This window comes from Kitasatospora sp. NA04385, from assembly GCF_013364235.1.
Taxonomy (GTDB): Bacteria; Actinomycetota; Actinomycetes; order Streptomycetales; family Streptomycetaceae; genus Kitasatospora.
Window position 1 is genome coordinate 98,704 of the sequence record NZ_CP054919.1, and the last position, 22,248, is coordinate 120,951.

The 22,248-nt window shown below is 72.1% G+C and carries 20 protein-coding genes; 12 read left to right on the top strand and 8 right to left on the bottom strand.

Annotated features, from left to right (window positions below):
* Positions 1-50: 50 nt before the first annotated feature.
* A complete protein-coding gene (locus tag HUT16_RS00465) occupies positions 51-1,670 on the top strand; it encodes a hypothetical protein (RefSeq protein WP_176184329.1) in 1,620 nt (539 codons plus the stop codon).
* A gap of 68 nt (positions 1,671-1,738) precedes the next feature.
* Here the strand turns inward: HUT16_RS00465 and HUT16_RS00470 are convergent, their stop codons facing one another.
* Both HUT16_RS00470 and HUT16_RS00475 read right to left on the bottom strand, forming a co-directional pair.
* Positions 1,739-2,491, bottom strand: coding sequence for an SDR family NAD(P)-dependent oxidoreductase (locus HUT16_RS00470; RefSeq protein ID WP_176184331.1), 753 nt, complete (start codon positions 2,489-2,491; stop codon positions 1,739-1,741).
* Complete coding sequence (locus HUT16_RS00475; protein ID WP_176184333.1) at positions 2,488-3,375, bottom strand: fumarylacetoacetate hydrolase family protein; 888 nt, start codon at positions 3,373-3,375, stop codon at positions 2,488-2,490. Before HUT16_RS00475 ends, HUT16_RS00470 begins: the two co-directional genes overlap by 4 nt.
* A 274-nt stretch (positions 3,376-3,649) precedes the next feature.
* Here HUT16_RS00475 and HUT16_RS00480 point away from each other — a divergent pair, with 274 nt between their 5' ends.
* From HUT16_RS00480 to HUT16_RS00490, 3 genes are all read left to right on the top strand, one after another.
* Complete coding sequence (locus HUT16_RS00480; protein WP_176184335.1) at positions 3,650-4,672, top strand: aldo/keto reductase; 1,023 nt, start codon at positions 3,650-3,652, stop codon at positions 4,670-4,672.
* Positions 4,673-4,826: 154 nt separating this feature from the next.
* Complete coding sequence (locus HUT16_RS00485; RefSeq protein WP_176184337.1) at positions 4,827-7,310, top strand: RICIN domain-containing protein; 2,484 nt, start codon at positions 4,827-4,829, stop codon at positions 7,308-7,310.
* Between the two features lie 100 nt (positions 7,311-7,410).
* Positions 7,411-7,812: an L-rhamnose mutarotase gene (locus HUT16_RS00490; protein ID WP_176184339.1), complete on the top strand. Its 402-nt coding sequence runs from the start codon at positions 7,411-7,413 to the stop codon at positions 7,810-7,812.
* A gap of 29 nt (positions 7,813-7,841) precedes the next feature.
* On the opposite strand, the gene HUT16_RS00495 is transcribed toward HUT16_RS00490, so the two are convergent.
* Genes HUT16_RS00495 through HUT16_RS00515 form a run of 5 tightly spaced genes read right to left on the bottom strand, consistent with a single transcriptional unit; the run spans position 7,842 to position 12,980 of the window.
* A complete protein-coding gene (locus HUT16_RS00495; protein ID WP_254897563.1) occupies positions 7,842-8,693 on the bottom strand; it encodes a ribonuclease activity regulator RraA in 852 nt (283 codons plus the stop codon).
* Positions 8,690-9,853 (bottom strand): mandelate racemase/muconate lactonizing enzyme family protein, encoded by a 1,164-nt coding sequence (locus tag HUT16_RS00500; protein WP_176184341.1) that lies wholly within the window; start codon positions 9,851-9,853, stop codon positions 8,690-8,692. The genes HUT16_RS00495 and HUT16_RS00500 overlap by 4 nt, the downstream gene beginning before the upstream one ends.
* Before the next feature lie 23 nt (positions 9,854-9,876).
* Entirely contained in the window at positions 9,877-10,776 is a 900-nt protein-coding gene (locus HUT16_RS00505) for a carbohydrate ABC transporter permease (protein WP_254897564.1), read from the bottom strand.
* Positions 10,773-11,678: a carbohydrate ABC transporter permease gene (locus tag HUT16_RS00510; RefSeq protein WP_176184343.1), complete on the bottom strand. Its 906-nt coding sequence runs from the start codon at positions 11,676-11,678 to the stop codon at positions 10,773-10,775. The genes HUT16_RS00505 and HUT16_RS00510 overlap by 4 nt, the downstream gene beginning before the upstream one ends.
* 3 nt (positions 11,679-11,681) lie before the next feature.
* The gene (locus tag HUT16_RS00515) at positions 11,682-12,980 is read right to left on the bottom strand and encodes an ABC transporter substrate-binding protein (protein ID WP_176184345.1); all 1,299 of its coding nucleotides are present in this window, start codon (positions 12,978-12,980) and stop codon (positions 11,682-11,684) included.
* 215 nt (positions 12,981-13,195) lie between these two features.
* Here HUT16_RS00515 and HUT16_RS00520 point away from each other — a divergent pair, with 215 nt between their 5' ends.
* Positions 13,196-13,888: a FadR/GntR family transcriptional regulator gene (locus tag HUT16_RS00520; RefSeq protein ID WP_176184347.1), complete on the top strand. Its 693-nt coding sequence runs from the start codon at positions 13,196-13,198 to the stop codon at positions 13,886-13,888.
* A gap of 55 nt (positions 13,889-13,943) precedes the next feature.
* Here the strand turns inward: HUT16_RS00520 and HUT16_RS00525 are convergent, their stop codons facing one another.
* The gene (locus HUT16_RS00525; RefSeq protein ID WP_254897565.1) at positions 13,944-14,627 is read right to left on the bottom strand and encodes a GntR family transcriptional regulator; all 684 of its coding nucleotides are present in this window, start codon (positions 14,625-14,627) and stop codon (positions 13,944-13,946) included.
* Positions 14,628-14,855: 228 nt separating this feature from the next.
* Here HUT16_RS00525 and HUT16_RS00530 point away from each other — a divergent pair, with 228 nt between their 5' ends.
* The 7 genes from HUT16_RS00530 to HUT16_RS00560 all read left to right on the top strand — a co-directional run bounded on the left by HUT16_RS00530 (position 14,856) and on the right by HUT16_RS00560 (position 22,194).
* Complete coding sequence (locus tag HUT16_RS00530; protein ID WP_176184349.1) at positions 14,856-15,944, top strand: substrate-binding domain-containing protein; 1,089 nt, start codon at positions 14,856-14,858, stop codon at positions 15,942-15,944.
* A gap of 37 nt (positions 15,945-15,981) precedes the next feature.
* On the top strand, positions 15,982-17,070 hold the full coding sequence (locus HUT16_RS00535) for a mandelate racemase/muconate lactonizing enzyme family protein (RefSeq protein ID WP_176184351.1): 1,089 nt from the start codon (positions 15,982-15,984) through the stop codon (positions 17,068-17,070).
* A 68-nt stretch (positions 17,071-17,138) separates the two neighbouring features.
* Positions 17,139-18,143, top strand: a complete 1,005-nt coding sequence (locus tag HUT16_RS00540) for an ABC transporter permease (RefSeq protein ID WP_254898199.1) — start codon at positions 17,139-17,141, stop codon at positions 18,141-18,143.
* On the top strand, positions 18,140-19,243 hold the full coding sequence (locus tag HUT16_RS00545) for an ABC transporter permease (protein WP_176184355.1): 1,104 nt from the start codon (positions 18,140-18,142) through the stop codon (positions 19,241-19,243). The genes HUT16_RS00540 and HUT16_RS00545 overlap by 4 nt, the downstream gene beginning before the upstream one ends.
* Positions 19,240-20,799, top strand: a complete 1,560-nt coding sequence (locus HUT16_RS00550; RefSeq protein WP_176184357.1) for a sugar ABC transporter ATP-binding protein — start codon at positions 19,240-19,242, stop codon at positions 20,797-20,799. The genes HUT16_RS00545 and HUT16_RS00550 overlap by 4 nt, the downstream gene beginning before the upstream one ends.
* Positions 20,796-21,119, top strand: a complete 324-nt coding sequence (locus HUT16_RS00555; RefSeq protein ID WP_176184359.1) for an L-rhamnose mutarotase — start codon at positions 20,796-20,798, stop codon at positions 21,117-21,119. The genes HUT16_RS00550 and HUT16_RS00555 overlap by 4 nt, the downstream gene beginning before the upstream one ends.
* 214 nt (positions 21,120-21,333) lie before the next feature.
* Positions 21,334-22,194, top strand: coding sequence for an amidohydrolase (locus HUT16_RS00560; RefSeq protein ID WP_176192405.1), 861 nt, complete (start codon positions 21,334-21,336; stop codon positions 22,192-22,194).
* Positions 22,195-22,248 lie beyond the last annotated feature (54 nt).

Here is a 22,248-nt window from a genome sequence, read left to right on the forward strand (position 1 = left end):
GCGCAGGGAGACACGTCCCCGCCCCCCCCCCCCTTCCCAGGAGCGGACCCATGGCCACCGAGCAACCGCAGCACCACTCCCCGACCACCCGGCGCAGGATGCTGGGCCTGCTGGCCGCCGCCGGCGCCGGCACCGCCCTCGGCATCACCGCCGCGCCCCGGGCCGGCGCCAGCACCTCCACCACCTCCACCGGCCCGTACCCCTACCGGATCCGGAACGACGCCGGCGGCGCCCGGCAGACCATCCTGGGCCTCGGCTTCGAGATCCAGTCGGACCACATCGGCGCGACCAACAACACGATGGACCCGAACGACCCGGTGATCTCGGGCGCCCCGCACGACCTGACCGCCGCCGAGCGGACCCGCTTCTACCAGAAGATCCTGATGGCCGGCCGCAGCGACCACGGGTTCCGGTACTGCCGACTGGGCCAGGGGCTCTGGCTGCGCGGCGTCTCCGCCGACCGGAAGCAGATCGTCGGCCGCTGGTCGACGCAGATGGCCGAACTCCTGGAGATGCACACCCAGGCCAAGCTGGACGGCCTGGCGGCCACCTACTTCACCCCGGCGCCGTACTGGAAGTCCACCCAGAGCCTGATGAACGGCACCCTCGCCTGCTTCGACCCCAAGTTCACCACCACCCACCCGGAGTACAACGGCGACAAGTCCCGCTTCCTGAACGACTTCGGCGACTCCGTGGTGCGCGACCTGAAGTACCTGGAGGACAGCGGGCTGCCGGTGCGCTTCTGGGGCCTGCAGAACGAGCCCGGCAACTGGAACCGCCTGTACGGCAGTTGCGGCTACACCGGGGACTCCTACCGGCAGACCTTCGCCGCGGTGGCGCCCAAGGTGCGGGCCGCGTTCCCCGGCGTCACCATCCACGTCGACTCGCGCGACGGCCAGTCCGGCGCCTTCGGCACCGCGGTGCGCGGCGACGCCGCCGCGGTGCAGTACGTGGACGCCTGGACCCACCACTACACCAGCCAGTCCGCCGACAAGCTGATCACCGCGCCGTCCTACTACCTCGACAACGCGCTGGGCAAGCCGGTCTTCAACGACGAGTTCGAGTGGGAGGGCTCGACCACCGGCAACTACGAGCACACGGTCGACACCGCCCAGTCGATCATGAACTGGATGGTGTTCGCCAACTCCCCCACCTGGTTCTGGCTGCACGCCCTCAAGCCGACCTACACCGACACCTCCGTCGGCTACGGCCTCGGGATCTGGCGCCCCCAGGACGACGGCGACTTCGGCAAGTACCCGAACATCCAGACCGGCCACTGGGACTACAACCCGCCGGTCTGGAACGCGATCAGCGGCTTCGTGCAGTACCTGCCGTGGAACTCGGTCCGCCACCACGTCGACGAGCCGGTCGACCCGGCCACCGGCAAGCCGTACGTGGACAAGCGGATCATGGCCTGGAAGACCCCGCAGGGCAAGCTCGTCTTCGCCCTCACCTACCGGGTGCCGAACGCCAAGACCGCGACCGCCGCCCCCTACACCTTCACCATCGACACCGGCAGCACCCGCACCTTCACCGGCCACCGCTACCGGTGGAGCCCGCACACCCAGCCGCTGGCCGAGAACAACGTGCTCCAGGCGACCCGCCAGGGGCCGGGCCTGAGCATCACCATGGAGCCGAACACCATCGAGTTCTGGATCGAGAACGTCTGACCCTCGACCGCGACGTCCCCCCTGGCCCGCTCGGCCAGGGGGGACGTGTGTTTCCGGCCGGACGCGGCCTAAACGGCCGGTCGCAGGCGCAGTCCCTGCATGCCGCCGTCGACGGCGAGGGCGGTGCCGGTGGTGGACGCGGCGGCGGGGGAGGCGAGGTAGGCGATGGCGGCGGCGACCTCGGCGGCGGCGACCAGACGACCGGTGGGCTGGCGGCCGTTGAGCGCGGCGCGCTCGGCCGCCGGGTCGTCGGCGGCATCGAGCAGCCGGCCGACCCACGGGGTGTCCACCGTACCGGGGTTGACGCAGTTGACCCGGATGCCCTCACGGACGTGGTCGGCGGCCATCGCCAACGTGAGCGACAGCACCGCCCCCTTGCTCGCCGAGTACAGCGCCCGCTGCGGCAACCCGGCCGTCGCGGCGATCGAACAGGTGTTGACCACCGACGCGAAAGCGGAACGGCGCAGGTGCGGCAGCGCGGCCCGAGTGGTGCGGACGATGCCCAGCACGTTCACGTCCAGCACCCGGTGCCACTGCGCGTCGTCGTTGTCCGCCACCGTCCCGGCCGCGCCGATGCCCGCGTTGTTGACCAGGATGTCGATCCCGCCCAGCGCCTCGGCCGCCGCCGCGACCGCCGCCCGCACGGACGCGTCGTCCGACACGTCCGCGGTGAAACCCCGCAACGGCACGGACAGCGCGGACGGGTCGAGATCGAGCACGGCGACATCCGCACCGCGCTCACTCAGCAACTGCGCGGCGGCCAGGCCGATACCGGAGGCACCGCCGGTCACCACCGCGCGCAGGCCCGCCAACCCGCTCATGCCGCCGCGCCTTCCGGGGCGCCCGGGCCTTCGTGGTCGGCGGGGACGAAGGTCTGCCGCTGCTCCCCCAGCCCGTCGATGCCCAGCTCGACCACGTCGCCGGGCCGCAGGTAGGGGGTGTCGGGCAGGCCCAGGGCCACGCCGGCGGGGGTGCCGGTGTTGATGACGTCGCCGGGCCGCAGCACCATGTACTGGCTCAGGTACCAGACCAGGTGGTTCACCTCGAAGATCATGTTCTTGGTGTTGCCGTCCTGGCGGACCAGCCCGTTGACCGACAGCCGCAGACCGAGGTCCTGCGGATCGCCGACCTCGTCCGCGGTGACCAGCCAGGGACCCAGCGGATTGAAGGTCTCGCAGGACTTCCCGAGATCCCACTGCGCGGAGTACTCCAACTGGAACTCCCGCTCCGAGACGTCGTGACTGACCGCGTACCCCGCGACCACCGACGGCGCGTCGGCCGGCGAGTCCAGGTAGCGGGCCTCACGACCGATGACGACGGCCAGCTCCACCTCCCAGTCCGTCTTGACCGAACCGCGCGGGATCAGCACCCGGTCCCGGGGGCCGACCACCGTCGACGGGTCCTTCATGAACACCACCGGACGCGCCGGCACGGCCGCCCCGGTCTCCTCCGCGTGGTCACGGTAGTTCAACCCGACACAGACCACCTTCCCCGGCCGGGCCACCGGAGCACCGACCCGGGCGGCGGCGTCGGCCTCCGGCAGGCCGCCGGCGGCGACGGCGGCGCGCACCCGGTCGAGTCCGCCGGTGGCGAAGAAGTCCCGGTCGAAGTCCGGGACCACACCGGACAGGTCCAGCAGCCGGCCGTCCTCGGCCAGTACCGCCGGGCGTTCCTCTCCCGCCGGTCCGATGCGCAGCAGCTTCACGTCAGACTTCTTCCCTCGATGCCGAACGAACGGGGCGAATCTAGCTCCGCTTCCAGGCGAGCGCAAGAAGTCATGGGATCTCTTTCCGCCCAGTCGGCACCTTCCACCCCGCACGCCGATCACCTCGAAAACGCCGGAACGGCGACGACTCCGCCAGCTTTGGTGAGGTAGATTGCGGAGACCCGCCGCCACGTCGACTACGGCACCGCCCCGGTCGACCCGCGAAGAGATCCTACATCTCGCTTCACCACGCGCCCCAGCCCAGGGAGGGCCCATGGCAGTCCACCGCCTCACCCCCGCCGCCGACCACCCCGGACCGCCGCTCGGCCTCGGCTGCGCCCCGCTGGGCAACATGTTCCGGGCGCGCTCCGACGAGGAGGTCGAGCAGGTGCTCGAAGCCGCCTGGGAGGCGGGCGTGCGGTACTTCGACACCGCCCCGCACTACGGGCTCGGCCTCTCCGAACGGCGGCTGGGCCGCTTCCTGGCGACCAAGCCGCGCGACGAGTTCGTCCTGTCGACCAAGGTCGGGCGGCTCCTGCGGCCGGACCCGGACTGGGACGGCGCGTCGAGCGACCCGGAGGGGTTCGTGGTGCCGGCCCGGCTGCGCCGGCACTGGGACTTCGGCCCGGAGGGCATCCGGGCCGGCCTGGCGGACTCGCTCGACCGGCTGGGGCTGGACCGGGTGGACGTCCTCTACCTGCACGACCCGGAGCACTCGGGCGACCCCCGGGCCGCCGTCGACGGCATGGCGGCGCTGGCCGAGCTGCGCGCGGAGGGCCTGGTCTCCTCGGTGGGCGTCGGGTCGATGGACCCGGCCGCGCTGACCGCCGCGGTCGAAACCGGCCTCGCCGACGTGGTCATGGTGGCGAACCGGTACACCCTGCTCGACCAGAGCGCGCTGCCGGAGCTGCTCCCCGCCTGCGAGCGGCACGGCACGGCGGTGGTCGCCGCCGCCGTGTTCAACAGCGGGCTGCTGGCGCGCTCCCCCAGCGCGGACGCCACGTTCGACTACCGGCGGGTGCCCGAGGAGGTGCTCGCCCGGGCCCGCCGGATCGAGGCGGTCTGCGCGGCACACGGCGTGGAGCTGCCCGCGGCCGCCCTGCGCTACCCGCTGCTCGACCCGCGGGTGGCGGCCGTGGTGGTCGGCGCCGACAGCGCCGGGCAGGTCCGCGAGAACGTGGCCCGGCTCGGAGCGCCGATCCCCGCCGGGCTCTGGGACGCCCTGGCGGCCGAGGGCCTGGCCCCCCGGCACGGCGGCGGCGCGGTGGCCCCCTCCGAGCCGCCCGCCGCACGATAGCCCGGTAGATTCATCACAGAACTTTGGCCAGTTTGTGCGGCATTTGCCGCACATGTGCGAATTATTGATGCTGTCGCAACCATAGACATGGGAGAACTTGCTCGTTACGTTGCCGACACGACTCGGCAACACGGGAGTGAGCATGCTCAGACGTATGACCACCGCCGTCGTGGCAGCCGCCACGATGGCGCTTTCGACGACGGTGGTGGGGCTCGCCGCGCAGCCCGCCCAGGCGGTCGGCGCGGTGTACTTCGTCGCACCGACCGGCAGCGACTCGGCGGCCGGGGGCGAGCAGACGCCGCTGCGCACCATCCAGCACTGCGCGGACCTCGCGCAGCCCGGCGACACCTGCCGGATCCAATCCGGCGTCTACCGGGAGACGGTCACCCCGCCCACCTCGGGCACCGCGACGGCCCCGATCAGGTTCGAGGCGGCGCCCGGCGCCCAGGTGACCGTCGACGGCACCGACCCGGTGACCGGCTGGAGCCTCGACTCCGGCAGCGTCTACAAGGCGTCCGTCACCCTCGCGGGCACCCCGGCCGCCCCGTACAGCGGCAGCGTCGACCCCGCCGACACCGACCTGTGGGCCAACCAGGTCTTCACCGGCGGCACGGTGGTGCCGGAGGCCGCCTACCCGGCCGCGGCGGCGGGTGTCTGGGGCACCTCGTACATCACCTCGGGCTGGAGCGGCACCCGCACCAGCGGCGGCACCTGCTCGACCGCCCCCTGCACCTCCACCGGCACCGGCAGCCTCACCTACTCGGGCTTCCCCGCCCTGGGCGACCTGACCGGCGCCACCGTCCAGCTGGCCGGCTCCTGGGTCACCACCACCAGCACCGTCACCTCCGGCACCCTGGACGGCACCAACAAGACCCTCCAGCTGTCCTTCCCCAACAGCGACTCGCACGTCATGATCGGCGGCGCCTCGCCCGACTTCCGGCTGGTCGGCAAGAAGTCCTTCCTGCGCGCGCCCGGCCAGTGGTTCTACGACGCGGGCAGCCACCAGCTGTTCATGTGGGCCGCCAACGGCCAGGCGCCGCAGGACGTCACCGCCAAGAAGCGCAACTACGGCTTCGACCTGGCCGGGCGGAGCTCGATCACCGTCACCGGGATCGGGCTGTTCGGCACCACCGTCCGCACCGACGACGCCAGTTCGAACATCACCCTGGCCGGGATCAGCGCCAAGTACCTGTCCGAGTGGCAGACCACGCAGTACCACACCGACCTGCCGTACGCGGGCATCTACGCCGGCAACCACCGCGCGGACAGCGGCATCCGGCTGCACGGCACCGGCAACACCCTGGTCGACAGCCGGATCCAGTACTCCGGCGGGGCGGGCGTCTCGCTCAAGGGCACCGGCCACACCGTGCGGAACAACCTGATCACCGACATCGCCTACAACGGCTCGTACGCGGCGGCCGTCACCGTGGAGGACGGCATCCGCGCCTCCGCGATCGTGTCCAACACGCTGCGCTCCACCGGCCGCGACATGATCAACCTGAACACCAACGCCTACCCGAACCCGGGCTACGAGCTGCGGATCGCCTACAACGACATGTCGGACTACGCGAAGATCGGCCAGGACCTGGGGGCGATCTACGTCTGCTGCGACACCTCGCTCGGCGGCCGGATCGACCACAACACGATCCACAACCCGGCCCAGGTCGGCAACGGGCTGCACTTCGACAACGGCACCATCAACGTCAACGTCGACCACAACGTGTTCTGGGGCCTGGGCGCCAACTCGGTCGGCGGCTACGGCATCGCGCAGGGCGGCTGGTCCGCCGGGCACCCGCTGCCGTACCTGACGGGCACGTACACCAACAACACCGTGGTGACGCCCAACCAGTCGACGATCTTCAACTACTACGCCACGGCGGCGCAGGTCGCCAACACCACCGCCCGCAACAACATCCTGGACGGGAAGAAGCCGGCCAACCAGTCGTACGCCTACATCGCCGGCGGCACGCCGAACGAGTCAAACGACCTGGCCACGACGTACAGCCAGAACCCCGGTGCCAACACCCCGAACCCCGGCTACCGGAACTTCGCGGCCAACGACTTCGCCCCGGCCGCCGGATCGCCCGCGATCGACGCGGGCACGCCGGTCGCCGGCGTGACCGACGGCTACACGGGCAGCGCCCCCGACCAGGGCGCCTACGAGTCCGGCCAGGCGACCTGGCTGACCGGGTGCACCATCGCCCCCGAGTGCGGCAGCGCCTCGGCCGGCAAGGTCACCCTGGTCGCCCGGCACAGCGGCAAGGACGTCGGTGCGAACGGGAGCGCGGCGCAGACCACCCAGCAGACCGACACCGCGAGCGCCGCCCAGCAGTGGGCGCTGCTGCCCCAGGCGGGCGGCACGGTGCAGATCAAGAACCTCGCCACCGGGCTCTGCCTCGCGGTGGCCGGCCAGCGCACCGACGACCTCGCCCCGGTCTACCAGTGGACCTGCTCCACGCAGCCGCACTTCCTGTGGAACCTGCGCGACACCGAGCAGGGCTACCAGCAGATCGTGAACGCCAACTCGGCCAAGTGCCTCAACGTGTACGGCGTCAGCACCGCGGACGGGGCCGACCTCATCCAGTACACCTGCAGCAAGGTCGGGAACATGGAATTCACCGTCCGACCGGTCAAGTAGGCGACCGCCGGTCCCCCGCGCGGGCAGCCGCCCGCGCGGGGGACCGGCGCGTCCCGACCCGCACGGCACGGACAGCACAGACGGAGAGGAACCGAGCACGATGGACGACAGCACTCCCGGCACCACCCGCCCGAGCGGCGGCACCCACGTCACCGGACGGCGGACCAGGCTCCGGCCCGGCCTGGAGGCCCGGTACGAGACCGTGCACGCGCGGATCCCCGAGCCGGTGTTCGAGGCCCTGCGCGCGTGCGGGGTGGTCAGCTGGCGGATCTGGCGCGACGGGCGCAGCCTGTTCCACTGCATCGAGACCGAGCGGGGCTACGACGCCATGGTGGAGCGGATCGTCGCGCTGGGCCCGATCGACCCGGAGTGGGACGCCACGATCGCGGCGCTGCTGGAGCAGGACGAGGAGGCGGACGCCCTCCTCCCGGCGGTCTGGACGATGGACCGCACGCGCCAGTACGCCGGAGCGGCGGGCACGGGGCCCGCCGCTCCGGCGTAGGCGTGTAGGCGTGTAGGCGTGAGGGCCGGTCAGGAGGTGAGCGGAGGCCGCCCGGCGGCCTCCCACGCCTCGTACTCGGCGCGGCCCACCTCGTCGAGGGGGTAGTAGCGGCGCAGTGCGCCGCCCAGGGCGAGCTTCTGCCGCGAGAAGTCCTCCCACGCCTCGTGCACCGCGCTGGAGCGAGCCACCTCGGCGGCCTTGGCCACCGGCACCACGACCGCGCCGTCGTCGTCGGCGACGATCAGGTCGCCGGGCAGGACGAGGGCGCCGCCCACCGCGACCGGCACGTGGTAGCCCCAGGGCAGCAGGTCGCCCTGCGAGGCGTAGTGCGGCGTGGGGCCGAGCGACCAGATCGGCAGGTCGAGCAGGTCGAGCTTGGCGGAGTCCCGGATGCCGCCGTCCGCCACCAGCCCCAGGCCGCCGCGGTTGAGCAGGTGGGTGCCGAGCATCTCGCCGACCACGCCGCTGCGCAGCGAGCCGTGCGCCTGGACGACCAGGACGTCGCCGGGCTCGATGAAGTCGAGCACCGCCCAGAGCGCGGTGGCCCGCTCGACGTACTCCTGGGTGACGCCGGCGTCGGTGTAGATGTCCTCGCGCATCGGCATGAGCTGGAGGGTGACCGCCCGGCCGACGATCCGGCGGCCGGGCTTGTTGGTGCGGGGGCCCTGGAGGAAGGTCTTGGTGATCCCCATCTGGTGCAGCTTGGCCGAGGCGGTGGCGGCGGTCACGGTGGCGAACGCCTCGACCAGGCCGGGGTCCAGCGGCGGGACGGCCGGGCCGCGGACCGGGAGCGTCCAGGCGCCCTCGATCCGGTACTCGGGGATGCCGTCCGGGCCGATGGCGACCGGGTGGACCGCTCCGTCGGGAGCGGCGCCGCTCACCGGTACACCTCGACGCTGTAGTGGCCCTCGACGTAGGGGTACTGCTCCTCCAGGCCGTCGATGACGTCCGCGCCGAGGCCGGGCGACCCCAGCACGGAGACCCGGCCGTCCTTGACCGGCGAGCCGCCCTGGACGACGCCCCAGCGCAGCGGGCCCTGGACCATGCACTCCTCGACCATCGGGGCGTTGGGCAGCGCCGCCACCGCGTGGGCGTTGGCCATCAGCATCAGGCCGTTGTGCCAGGAGTGCGGGATCAGCGACAGGCCCGCGGCGGCGGCGATCCGTCCGACCCGCATGACCTCGGTGATGCCGCACACCCCGGCGTCGGGCTGGACGATGTCGAAGCAGCCGTTCTCGATCCACGGGCGGAACTGCTCGATGGTGGTGAACGATTCGCCGCCGCTGATCCGCAGCGGGACGGCCTGGTTCAGTTCGGCGTACCCGGCCAGGTCGTCCTTGGCGATCGGCTCCTCCAGCCAGAGCGCGCCGCGCTCGGACAGGCCCTCGGCGAGGACCCGGGCCTCGGCGCGGGAGAGTCGGCTGTTGGCGTCGACCGCCAGCGCGGCGCGGCCGTCCACGGCGTCGCGGACTTCGTCGTAGAGGGCGAGGAAGCGGGCCGGGGTGATCCGGTCCCAGTGCCAGGCGGTGCCGAGCCGGAACTTGACGGTGCGGTAGCCCGCGTCGACGTAGCCGAGCACGTCGGCGATCAGGGTCCGCGGGTCGTCGTGCCAGTCGTAGCGGACGCCGCCGGAGGCGTAGACGTCGACCGGGTCCGTCGCGGCGTCGGGGTTGAGCAGTCGGGCGACGGGCTTGCCGGCGGCGCGGCCCCGGGCGTCCCACAGGGCGCAGTCGATGCCGGCCACGGCGAAGTCGTGGGCGGAGCCGACGGCGTGCTCCAGGGCCGTCCCGGTGGGGCGGGGCACGACGGAGAAGTCGTCGAGTTCGGCGCCGACCAGGCTGTCGCGGTACCAGCGGACCCAGTCGGCGATCTGCCGGGGGTTGCCGTAGGAGCAGGCTTCGCCGACGCCGGTCACGCCGTCGTCGGTCTCCACGACGACGACGGCCACGTCGGCCTTGACGCTGCGGTAGCGGTCGGTCACCCACTGGTCCTCCCGGCTGTGCAGCCGGGTGCCGCAGAGGGTGCGGACGTCAGTGATCACGGGGCTCGGGCCTTTCTGGGGGCTCACGCCTTCTCCGCTCCGGCCTTCTGGCCGGCGACCAGGAAGCGCTGGGCGAAGAGGAAGATGAGCAGGATCGGGGAGATGGACAGCAGGGCCGCCAGCGCGACCTCGGGCTCGCGCACGGGGATGCCGGTGAAGTTGGCGCCGCCCAGGGCGTTGGTGTTGCGGACGAGCAGTTGCAGGCCGGTCTGCACGTTGGCGAGTTCCGGATCGGTGTTCATGATGTACGGCAGGAAGAAGGTGTTCCAGGCCGTCACGAACGAGAAGAACGAGACCATCGCGATGGCCGGCCGGGCGATCGGCGCGTAGATCCGGAAGAAGATCGCCCACTCCGACGCCCCGTCCAGCCGGGCCGCCTCGATCAGCGAGTCCGGCATCGAGGCGGCCGCGTGCAGGTACACGATGTAGACGCCGAACGGGTAGAAGGACAGCGGCAGGATCACCGCCCACAGCGTGTTCGTCAGGTTGACCGCGGACATCTCCAGGTAGAGCGGCAGGATCAGCGCGGCCTGCGGCACGATCATGGTGACCAGGGTCAGGAACAGCGTGGTGGTGCGGCCGACGAAGGAGAACTTCGCCAGGCCGTAGCCGGCGGGCACGCAGGTGAGCACCGTCAGCACGACGGTGCTCACGCTGATCACCGCCGAGTTGGCCAGCCAGGTGGCGAAGATCCCGCCGTTGTAGTCGAAGACGTGCCATCCGGCGTGCGCGACGTTGGAGAGGCTGCCGAAGGACAGCGGCTGGTCGCCGTTGAGCTGGTCCCGGGTCTTGGTGGGGGCCAGCAGCAGCCACAGGATCGGGATGCCGAAGAACAGGACGGTCGTCGCCAGCAGCGCGTTGCGGCCGAAGGAGCCCGCCGAGAGGCCCCGGTGGCGACGGCCGGAGGACGGTGCGGTGTTCACGCCTCCCCCTTCGAGTAGAAGCGGGTCTTCTTGACCACGACGACCGCCGCCGTCACCGTGACGATCAACAGCAGCACCGAGAGCGCCGACGCCCGGCCGTAGTTGGACTCGCCGGTGGCGTAGGAGAAGACGAGCTGGTTGAGCGACCAGGCGCTGTCGATCTGGCCCCGGGCGCCCGCGCCGAGGACCTGCGGTTCGACGAAGACCTGGAAGCCGTTGGCCAGCGAGACGATGAAGATGAAGCCGATGTAGCTGCGCAGCATCGGCAGCTTGATGTGCCACACGACGTGCCAGGCGCGGGCGCCGTCGAGCTCGGCGGCCTCCAGCACCTCCTTGGAGATGTCGGTCAGCGCGCCGTAGAGCAGGACGATCCAGCCGCCGGCCCCGGCCGCGATGCCCATCACGGCCAGGATCAGCGGGAGGGTGCCGTCCCGGACGACCGTGCCGGAGTCGTCGGCGAACGGGCGCAGCAGCGCGCCCACCGGGCTGACCCCGGGCGAGAACATGAACAGCCACAGCAGGGCGGCGGCGGCTCCGGTGACGGCTCCGGGGACGTACGACACGAACCGGGTCAGCGCGGCGAAGCGGGTGCGCCGCGCGTCCATCGCCAGGGCGAGGGCGAAGACGACGACCAGCATCGTCGGGAGCCAGATCAGCAGGTACTGGGCCACGTTCCCGGCGGCCCGGGCGGTGCGGTAGTCGCTGAGGACCGCCGAGTAGTTCTCCGTCGCGCTGGTGTACGAGGGGCCGATGACGGGGGTCACCGAGAACGAGGTGGCGATGCCGTAGACCGTGGGCACGAGCCCGAACAGGACCAGGAAGACCAGGTAGGGCAGGACGAAGGAGAGGCCCGCGGTGCGGCGCCGGAGCCGGCCCCGCACCGCGGTGGTGCGCCGTGGCATCCGCTACTCGCCCTTGACCGTGTAGCTCGCGGACTGCGCCGCCTTGGTCAGCTGCTCGCCGAAGGCCGTCAGCGCGGCCCCGATGTCCTGGCCCCGGCTCTTGACGACGGTCGCGTTGAACGCGTCCTCGGCCTGGACCTGGAAGCGGACGAAGCCGAGCGTCGGCGAGATCTTGCCCGCCGCGTCCCGGTAGACGGCCGAGGGGTCCTCGGCGTACCAGTCGTCCTTGGCGACCTTGGCCAGCCAGGCGTCGGCGGCCTCGGTGGCGGCGGGGTAGCTGGGCGAGGCGGTCTGGACGACCGGGTCGGTGGCCATGCCGGCGGCGAACTCGGCCGCGGCGGCCCGGTTCTTGGAGAGGGCCGACACCACCCAGATGCCGCCGCCCGCGGTGCCCGAGGCGTTGGTCGCGGCGCCCGGCCAGGTCGGCATCGGCGCGACCGCCCACTGGCCCTTGTCCGGCGAGTTCGGCTTGATGCCGTACTCGCCCATCCACGCCGGGGAGATCGTGGCGAGCAGCTTGCCCTCCTTGACGACCGGCGTGTAGGCGGCGTCGAACGGGTCGAGGGTGGAGAGCGTCTTGTTGGCGAGCAGCGGCCCGACCACGTCGTTCACCCGGGTGCAGGCCGTCGACTTCACGTCGATGGTGACCGAGGTCGGGCTGCTGGAGGCGTTGAACTCGCAACCGCTGGAGCCGTAGTAGCCGTTGAGCCCGTACCGGCTGTTCACCGAGCCCAGCGAGTAGCCGGGGTGCTCCTGCGCGACCCGGTTGCCGAGCGCCAGCCAGTCGTCGAAGGTCTTCGGCACGGTGTAGCCGAACTGGGTGAACAGGGTCGTGTTGTAGTAGAGGACGGTCTGCGCCAGGTCGTTGGGCAGGCAGTAGGTCTTGCCGTCGAAGGTGCAGGCCGCCGTGGAGCCCTTCGCGAACTTGTTCAGGACGTCGGCGCCGACCGCGTCGTCGAGCGGCAGCGCGTAGTTCACCGGGTTGACCACCATGGTGGCGAGCTCGTCCGGGTAGCTGAGGAACACCGCGTCGGGCACGTCCTTGCCCGCCTTGACGGCGAGGGCGATCTGCGCCGAGATGTTGCCGTGGGTGTTGTCCACCGACTTGACGGTGGCGTGCAGCTCGGGGTGGGCCGAGGCGTAGTCCTGGGCGGGCTTGGTGCGGGTGTCGTCGACCCAGATGGTGATCGGGGCGGAAGCCTGCTGTTCCACCGCGGCCTTGGTGCCGCCCGGGCCGCCGCACGCGGCGAGTACGAGACTGGTGGCGGCGAGGAGGGGTGCGGCCGCGAATCTGGCTCTCATAATAAGGTTCTCTTCCTCGGAGACGGGGTGAACCGGGTGCCACCCGAGAGGGAGTTCTCCGATCTCTTGTGCACGCTAAGCGCTTATGTGACACCTTCGTGTCGCCAGTGTCAACGTCTGTCGATGAAGTCATCGGAGAACTTGCTACAATCTTCATCGTGCGAACGCGGTCCGCGCGCACAACGACACAGCGGGTGCGCAGGAGGGGAGAGTAAGTGGCTGTCATCGACGGCGTGGTCGCCGAAGTCCGGAAGTTGATCATCGAGGGGAGCCTGCTGCCCGGGGACCGGCTCCCCCAGGAGTCCGAGTTCGCCGAGCGGCTCGGCGTCTCCCGCAACTCGCTGCGCGAGGCCGTCCGAGTCCTGGAGCAGATGCGCGTCCTGGACGTCCGGCACGGGTCGGGCACCTACGTCAGCTCGCTCGAACCGGCGCAGCTGCTCGAGGGCATCTCCTTCGCCGTGGAGGTCATGCGCGACGACACGCTGCGCGAGGTGATCGAGGTGCGCGAACTCCTCGAACCGGTGGCCACCCGGCTCGCGGTGACCCGAACGACCCCGGAGAGCCTGGCCCGCATCCGCGCCGCCTTCGAGCACCACAGCTCCCAGCGCTCGATCGAGGACCTGGTCCACAGCGACCTGGAGTTCCACGCCGAGATCGTCCGCGCCACCGGCAACCAGACCCTGATCAGCCTGCTCGAAGGGCTGTCCAGCAAGACCGTGCGGCTGCGCGTGTGGGGCGGCATCGTCAGCGACAACGCGGTCGACCTGACGATCCAGCACCACCAGAACATTCTGAACGCGATCGAGGCCGGGGACGCCCACGGCGCCGAGTGCGCGGCGTACGTCCACGTCACCGCCGCCCGCAGGTGGCTCGACGCCTACCTGACCGACCAGGAGCCGCAGTCCTGACGGCACCCGGCCGCCCCGGGCGCCCCGCTGGGGCGTCCGGGGCGGCCGTTGCGGTTCAGGCGCCGGCGCCGTAGCGGCCGAGGTGCCGCTCCAGGCTGAGTTCGAGGTGCTCGCGCATGGCCGCCTCGGCCCGGACGGGGTCGCGCCGGAGCACCGCGCGCAGGATCCGGCCGTGCTCCACGGCCGTGGCGGGGCCGCCGCCGGTGACCGGGCTGAGGCGGAAGAGGTGCAGGTGGGTGTGCAGCCGCTCCACCGCGGCGGCGAGCATGGTGCGCCCCGAGGCGGCGGCGAGGGCGTCGTGGAACCGCTGGTCCAGCACCATGAAGCGGCCGTAGACGGCGTAACCGCGCCCCTGGTCCGGCATGCCCTGCATCTCCTCCACCAGGGCCTCGATCCGGTCCAGGGCGTCGTCGTCGACCAGTTCGGCGGCCAGGGCGGCGGCTCGGGGCTCCAGCAGCAGGCGCATCTCGAAGAGTTCCCGCACGCCCCGCCGGTCCAGCAGCTCGGTGGCGCGGTAGCCCGCCAGGGAGCGCTTGACGACCAGGCCGTCCGACTCCAGGCGGGCCAGCGCCTCGCGCACCGGGGTGGCGGACACCCCGAGCAACCGGGACAGCGACTCGATGCCGACCCGCGCACCGGGCTCGATCACGTGGTCCATCACCATGGCCTTCACGGCCTCGTAGACGCTGTCCCCCACCATCCCGCGTCTGGCCGTCGGCCCCACGATGTCCGCCGTCATGACACCCCCCTTCAGGTCAAGAATCCTATCTGATTCAACACGATTCAGCCCCGGCGCGCTACCCGCCACGAGGGCGCCGGCCGACCCGAAGCCGACCGGGCCAGTGGATCGAGGTGGAACGATGCCCGTTTTTCTCAAGCACTTGGTGCACGGGTCTTGACGGGGCACCCTCCACTCCCACAGCATCACGGCAGCAGAATCCTATCTGATTTGAGTGGGGCAATCGCCATGACCTTCCGTAGATCCGCGGTGTCCGCCGCCGCCGCCCTCACCCTGCTGGCCCTCGCCTCGACGGCCTGCACCGTGAAGTCCGCCGACACCTCCGCCCCGACCGGCGGCGCGGCCACCCACGGCGGCAAGGGCTCCGCCGAACTCGCCGACGGCTCCAAGACCAAGATCGCCCTGGTGCCCGGCGGCGCCCACCCCTACTTCCAGCCGTGGAAGCAGGCCGGGGCCGACGCCGAGAAGTCCCTCGGACTGGGCGACGTCACCTACGACGAGACCTCCGAGTGGGACCAGCAGAAGCAGAACAACCTGCTCTCGACGCTCGCCGCCCGCGGCTACAACGCCTTCGGCGTCTTCGGCGTCTCGCCCACCGACATCAACACCACCTTCGCCGACCTCAAGTCGCAGGGCTTCGCCGTGGCGTCGCTCGCCTCCTGCCCCGCCGGCGGCAAGAACGAGGCCGACTTCTGCCTCTCCACCGACGTCGAGGTCGCCGCCTACAAGGCCGCCCAGGCCACCATCGAGGCGATGGGCGGCCAGGGCACGCTCGTCCACCTGACCGGCAACAACGTCGACGCCAACACGCAGCTGCGGATCAAGGGCGTGCAGAAGGCCGTGCAGGAGACCGGCGGCAAGGTGACCCTGCTGCAGACCACCACCGACATCGACAAGGACCTCCAGACCGCGCAGAAGGCGGTGGCCGACCTGCTGGCCGCCAAGGGCGACCAGATCCAGGGCATCGTCTCGACCGCGTACAACCCGGCGGTCGCCGCCGCCGAGGCCGTCCACGAGTCCGGCGCGAAGGTCAAGGTGGTGGCGATCGACGACGACGCCAAGATCCTCTCCGCGATCAAGGACGGCTCGGTGAGCGCCACCGTCGTGCAGAACCCGGTGGGCCAGGCGAAGATCGGCGCCTGGGCGCTCGCGCTGCTGCAGAGCAAGCAGTGCGCGATGGCCGAGCCCGGCAAGGTCGTCGACTCGGGCTCCTTCGTCGTCACCAAGGAGAACGTCGACACCTACGACGAGGCGCGCAAGGCCAAGACCGCGGAGCTGAAGAAGCAGTTCGCCGACGAGTACCTCTCCTGCGGCTGACCCTCCCGGCACGACGACAGAAAGTCGGCACACACGCATGACCATCATCACGAGCGCGACGGCCCTGCTGGCCGACATCGCGGTGGAGACCGACCGCACCGACGCGGTGCAGTCGTTCGTCAAGCAGGAGACGATCCTCGTCACCCTGACCACCACCGACGGCCTCGCGGGCACCGGCTACGCCTACACGATCGGCACCGGCGGCAGCTCCGTCCTGGCGCTGCTGCGCGACCACCTGCTGCCGCTGCTGGCCGGGAAGGACGCCCGCAACGTCGAGGGGCTCTGGCAGGGGCTGTTCGGCCTGACCCGCGCCACCACCACCGGCGCCATCACCTCGCTCGCCCTCGCCGCGATCGACACCGCGCTGTGGGACCTGCGCTGCAAGCGGGCCGGCGAGCCGCTGTGGCGGCTGGCCGGCGGCCACCGCCGGGAGATCCCGGTCTACGACACCGAGGGCGGCTGGCTGCACCTCGGCACCGACGAACTGGTGAAGTCGGCCCTGGCCGCGCAGGCCGCGCAGTTCTCCGGCGTCAAGATCAAGGTCGGCAAGCCGCGCGCCGCCGAGGACGCCGAGCGCCTGCGCGCCGTGCGCGAGGCGGTGGGGCCCGGCCTGCACCTCATGACCGACGCGAACCAGTCGCAGTCGCTCTCCTCCGCCGTCCGGCTCGCCGCCGCCCTCGAACCGTACGACCCGTACTGGCTGGAGGAGCCGATGCCCGCCGACGACGTCAGCGGGCACGCGCGGCTCGCCCGCTCGACGGCGGTGCCGATCGCGGTCGGCGAGTCGATGTACGCGCCGATGCAGTTCCGCAACTACCTGGAGCGGGGCGCCGCCTCGATCGTGCAGGTCGACGTGGCCCGGGTCGGCGGCATCACCCCGTGGCTGAAGGTGGCCCACCTGGCGGAGGCCTTCAACGTCGAGGTGTGCCCGCACTTCCTGATGGAGCTGCACGTCAGCCTGGTCGCCGCCGTCCCCAACGGCGCGTACGTGGAGTACATCCCGCAGCTGCGCGCGGTCACCCGCACCGAGCTGACCGTCCGGGACGGGCTGGCCGTCGCCCCGGACGAGCCCGGCATCGGGATCGACTGGGACCTGGACGCCCTCGACCTGCGGAGGGTGGCGTGAAGACGGCCGCCACCGCGCCCGGCACCGGGGCGGAGCAGCCCGCCGAGGAGGCCCGGCCCGCGCACCGGCTGCCGTTCTGGGTCAACCAGCGGCTCGGCCTGCTCGTCCTGGTCGTGGCGCTCGCCGCGCTGTTCGGCACGCTGCGGCCCGCGTTCTTCAACGAGAAGCTGGTGCTCTTCCCGCTGCTGCGGGACGTCTGCACGCTCACCGTGGTGGCGCTGGCCCAGCTGACGGTGCTCTCCATCGGGCACATGAACCTCGCCGTCGGGCGGATGGCCGCCTTCGGCGCGTTCTTCGCCGGGTTCGGCTACGACCGGCTCGGCCTGCCGCTGGTGCTCGGGCTGCTGCTGTGCCTGGCGGCCGGCTGCGCCGTCGGGGCCGCCACCGGCTGGATCATCGCCCGCACGGGGGTGAACTCCTTCGTCGTGACGCTGGCCGTGGACTTCGTCCTGCTGGGCCTGGTCTCGCTGCTCTACTCGGCCCTCACCGAGAACGCCGCGTTCACCACCCGCCCCGCCGGGCTGGCGGAACTGCGCTCCGCCTCGCTGGCCGACGTCTGCCTGGACCGGGTCTGCGGCTCCGCGGCCGTCCCGCAGATCGCCCAGTTCACCCTGCTCGCCCTGCTCGGCCTCGGCTTCCTGTACGCCCGCACCCGGATGGGCCGCGAACTGCTGCTCACCGGCGCCAACCCGGCCGCCGCCGAACTGTCCGGCATCCCCACCGGCCGCCGGATCGTGCTGGCCCACGCGCTGTCCGGGCTGCTCGCCGCGCTCGCCGGGTTCACGGCCGCCGTCGGCACCGGCACCTTCCGGGCGTCCATCGGCGACGACTTCATGCTCCCCTCGTTCCTCGGCGCGGTCCTGGGCGGGACGCTGCTCACCGGCGGCGTCGTCTCCGTCCTCGGCGCCCTGCTCGGCACCTCGCTGGTGAGCGTGATCCGCAAGGGTCTCGACCTGCTCGGCGTCGGCCTGGAGAGCCTCAACATCTACCTCGGCTGCGTCCTGCTGCTGGCCCTGTCCGCGGACCGGGTGCGCACCGTGGTGTCCTATCGCAAGGTGGTGCGCTCCACATGACCGTGTTCCAGGGGCGCGGGGCGGCCGCCCTGCCCGCGCTGCGCCGCTTCTCCCGTTCCACCACGACGACGCTGCTGGGCGTGGTGCTCGTCGGCTACGCCGCCCTCGGCGTCACGTCCTCGGGCACCTTCTTCGAAGGGCCCTCCGTCCGGACGTTCCTGCAGTACCTCGCCACCCCCGTCCTGATCGGGCTGGCCCAGATGGTGGCCCTGTGCGTCGGGCAGCTCAACCTGGCCGTGGGCGCGCTGGGCGGCTTCACCGCCTGCCTGATGGGCGTGCTGATGGCCGACAGCGGCGTGCCCGCCGGCCTCGCCGTGCTGATCGGCGTGCTGACCGCCACCCTGATCGGGCTGGGGACGGGCGTGTTCGTGGTCGCCACCCGGATCAACGGGTTCATCGTCACGCTCGGCGTCATGACCATCCTGCTCGGGGCGCAGTACCGGCTCTCCGGGACGCGCACGGTCGACGGCTACTCGCCCGGCCTGCGCGACCTCGGCCGGGCCGCCCCGCTGAACGTCCCGCTGGTCTTCGTGACGGCGCTCGCCGCGGCCGCGCTGCTCGCCGCGTTCATGTACCGCACCGTCCCGGGACGGCGGCTGCTGGCCGCCGGCGGCAACCCGCTCGCGGCCCGGCTGTCGGGGATCTCCACCGACCGGCAGATCGTGCTCGCGCACACCCTGTCCGGGCTGCTCGTCGGCATCGCCGCGCTGACCGCCACCGCCTCGCTGCCCGGCGTCAACCGCAGCGTCGGCGGCGACTGGCTGCTGCCCAGCTTCGCGGCCCCCATCATCGGCGGCGTCGCGCTGACCGGCGGCTCGGTGGCGGTCCTCGGGACGGTGCTGGCGGCGTTCGTGATGCGCCTGATCGACACCGCCCGGGCGCAGTACTCGCTCGACCCGAGCTGGGTGAACTTCCTGATCGGGCTGGTCGTGCTCGGCACCGTGGTCGGCGGCCGGGTCCACCAGGCCCGCGTCGCCCAGCGGGGGAAGGAGCCCTCGGGCGCTCCGCCCGCTCCGCCCGCACCGTCCGCACCGCCCGCACCGCCCGCACCGCCCGCGTCCGCCGGCGGCACCCTGCCGCAGACGGGAGGCGCACGATGAGCGGGTCCGGGTCGCAGGACGTCCTGCTGGAGTGCGAGGACGTCGTCAAGGTCTTTCCGGGCGTGCGCGCCCTCGACGGCGTCCGGCTGCGGCTGACCGCCGGCTCCGTGCACGCCCTGCTGGGCGAGAACGGCGCGGGGAAGTCCACCCTGATCAAGGTGATCACCGGCGTGCACCCGCCCGACGGCGGCCGGCTCCTGCGGGACGGGCGGGAGCTGCGCCCGCGCTCGCCCCTGGAGGCCGCCCGCGCCGGCATCGGCGTCGTCCACCAGGAGCGCAACCTGATCCCCGGCTTCTCGGTCGCGGAGAACATCACCCTGCAGGACCCGCCCTCGCGCCGGGGCCTGATCGACCGCGAGGCGATGACCGCCCCGGCCCTGCGCTGCCTGTCCGAACTGGGGCTGGACCTCGACCCGCACCTCCCGGTGCGGGAGCTGTCGGTGGCCCAGCAGCAGCTGGTGGAGATCGCCAAGGCGCTGCACACCGAGAGCCGGGTGCTGCTGCTCGACGAGCCGACCGCCTCGCTCTCGCCGCAGGAGGCCGAGCACCTCTTCGAGGTGGTGCGGCGGCTCACCGCCCGCGGGACGTGCGTGGTCTTCGTCAGCCACAAGCTGGAGGAGGTCTTCGCGATCTGCGACACCGTCACCGTCCTGCGCGACGGCCGCTCGGTGCTGGAGTCGGCGCCGCTCGCCGAGCACACCCAGGACGAGGTGGTCGCCCTCATGGTCGGCCGCGCCCACACGGTGGCGGACATGACCCCGCGCACCGTGGACGCCTCCGCCGCCCCGGCACTCTCGCTCGCCGGGCTCTCGACGGCCGCGGGCCACCGGGACGTCTCGCTGGACGTCCGCCCGGGCGAGATCGTCGGGCTCTACGGCTTGGTCGGGGCCGGCCGCAGCGAGCTGGTCAAGGCCGTCCTCGGCCTCGACCGCGTCACCGGCGGGGAGATCCGGGTGTACGGCGAGGTCGCGAGGATCGGCTCCCCGCGCCAGGCGCTGCACCGGTACGGCATCGGCTACCTGACCGAGAACCGCAAGGAGGAGGGCGTCTTCCTGGAGCAGCCCATCCACCGCAACATCACCGTGACGGTGTGGAAGAAGCTGGCGAAGGCCCTCGGTTACGTCTCCTCCCGCAAGGAGCGGGAGGTCGCGCAGGACCTGGTGGACCGGCTCGGCATCCGGATCTCCGGCCTGGAGCAGAACGCCGGCGAGCTGTCCGGCGGCAACCAGCAGAAGGTGAGCCTGGCGAAGTGGCTGGCGGCCGACACCCGGCTGCTGATCGTGGACGAGCCGACCGTCGGCGTGGACGTGCGCACCAAGCACGCGTTCCACGAGCTGATCTGGGAGCTGGCCCGCGGCGGGCTGCCGATCCTGCTGATCAGCAGCGACCTCGCCGAGATGGTCACCCTGGCCGACCGGGTCGTCGTCATGGCGGGCCACCGGGTGCGCGGCGAGGTGGCCAACGACCACGACTACGACCGGATGAGCGGCCGGATCATCCGCGTCATCCACGACCGCCCGGCTCCGGCCGGCGCTGCGAAGGGAGCGGCCTCGTGAAGCGCGTCGCGCAGGTCATCGGCCTGCGGCCCGAGAAGGAGGCGGAGTACCGGGAACTGCACCGGGCCGTCCCCGCGCCGGTCATCGACCGGCTGCGGCGCTCCCACATCGCCAACTACTCGATCCACCTGTTCGGGGACCGGCTGTTCAGCTACTTCGAGTACCACGGCGACGACCTGGCCGCCGACCTGGCGCTGGTGGCCGAGGACCCGGCCACCCGGGACTGGTGGCGGCTCACCGCCCCCTGCCAGCGGCCACTGGCCGGGGCCGGGGCCGGCGAGTGGTGGGCGTTGATGGAGCAGGTGTTCCTCATGGAGTAGGCCGCCGGTCCGCAGCGCCCCCGAGACCCCAGAGACCCCCGACATCCCCGAGACCACCCCACCAGGAGGACCACGTGAAACCGCTGTGCCCGGACGCGGCCCGGAAGGCCGGCGTCGGCCGCTTCGGCGCCGGGTGGGAGAGCCTGTGCGCACAGGAGCCGTTCCCGGCCGGTGCGCCGGTGCCCGCGAGGAGGACGACATGACCGTGCACGACATGACCGTGATCGACGCCCACCACCACCTGTGGGACCTCGCCGTCCGCGACCAGGGGTGGATCGAGGGGCCCGCCCTCGCGCCGCTGCGGCGGTCGTTCCTGCGGCCCGAGCTGGAGGCGGAGGCGCGCGGTGCCGGGGTGGCGGCCACCGTGCTGGTGCAGACCGTCACCGTGGCCGAGGAGACGCCCGAGTTCCTCGCCCTGGCCGCGGACAGCTCCCTGATCGGCGCGGTCGTCGGCTGGACCGACCTGACCTCGCCCGGCGTCGCCGACGAGCTGGCCCGGCTGCGCGCGCTGCCGGGCGGCGGACTGCTGCGCGGCATCCGGCACCAGGTCCAGGGGGAGGCGGACCCGGACTGGCTGACCCGGCCGGAGGTGCTGCGGGGGCTGCGCGCGGTCGAGGCGGCCGGGCTCGTCTACGACCTGCTGGTCCTGCCGCACCAACTGCCGGCGGCGGTCCGGGCGGCGGCCGCGGTCCCCGGCCTGACCTTCGTCCTCGACCACCTGGGCAAGCCCCCGATCGCGTCGGGCGCCACCGAGCCGTGGGCCGGGCACATCCGCGAACTGGCCGCGCTGCCGAACACGGTGGGCAAGCTCTCCGGCCTGGTGACCGAGGCCGACTGGGGGTCGTGGAGCGTGCGCGACCTGAGGCCGTACGCCGACACCGCGCTCGACGCCTTCGGGCCCCGGCGGCTGATGTTCGGCTCCGACTGGCCGGTGAGCACGCTGGCGGCGGGCTACGGCGAGGTGGTGTCGGCCACCGGGGAACTCCTCGCCGCGCTCTCCCCCGCCGAGCGGGAGGAGGTGTGGGCCGGGACCGCCCGGCGGGTCTACCGTCCGACGCCCGCCGCTGGACGGTAGGCGCCCGGCCCGCCCGACGCCCGCCGCCGGACGGTAGGCGCCCGGCCCGCCCGC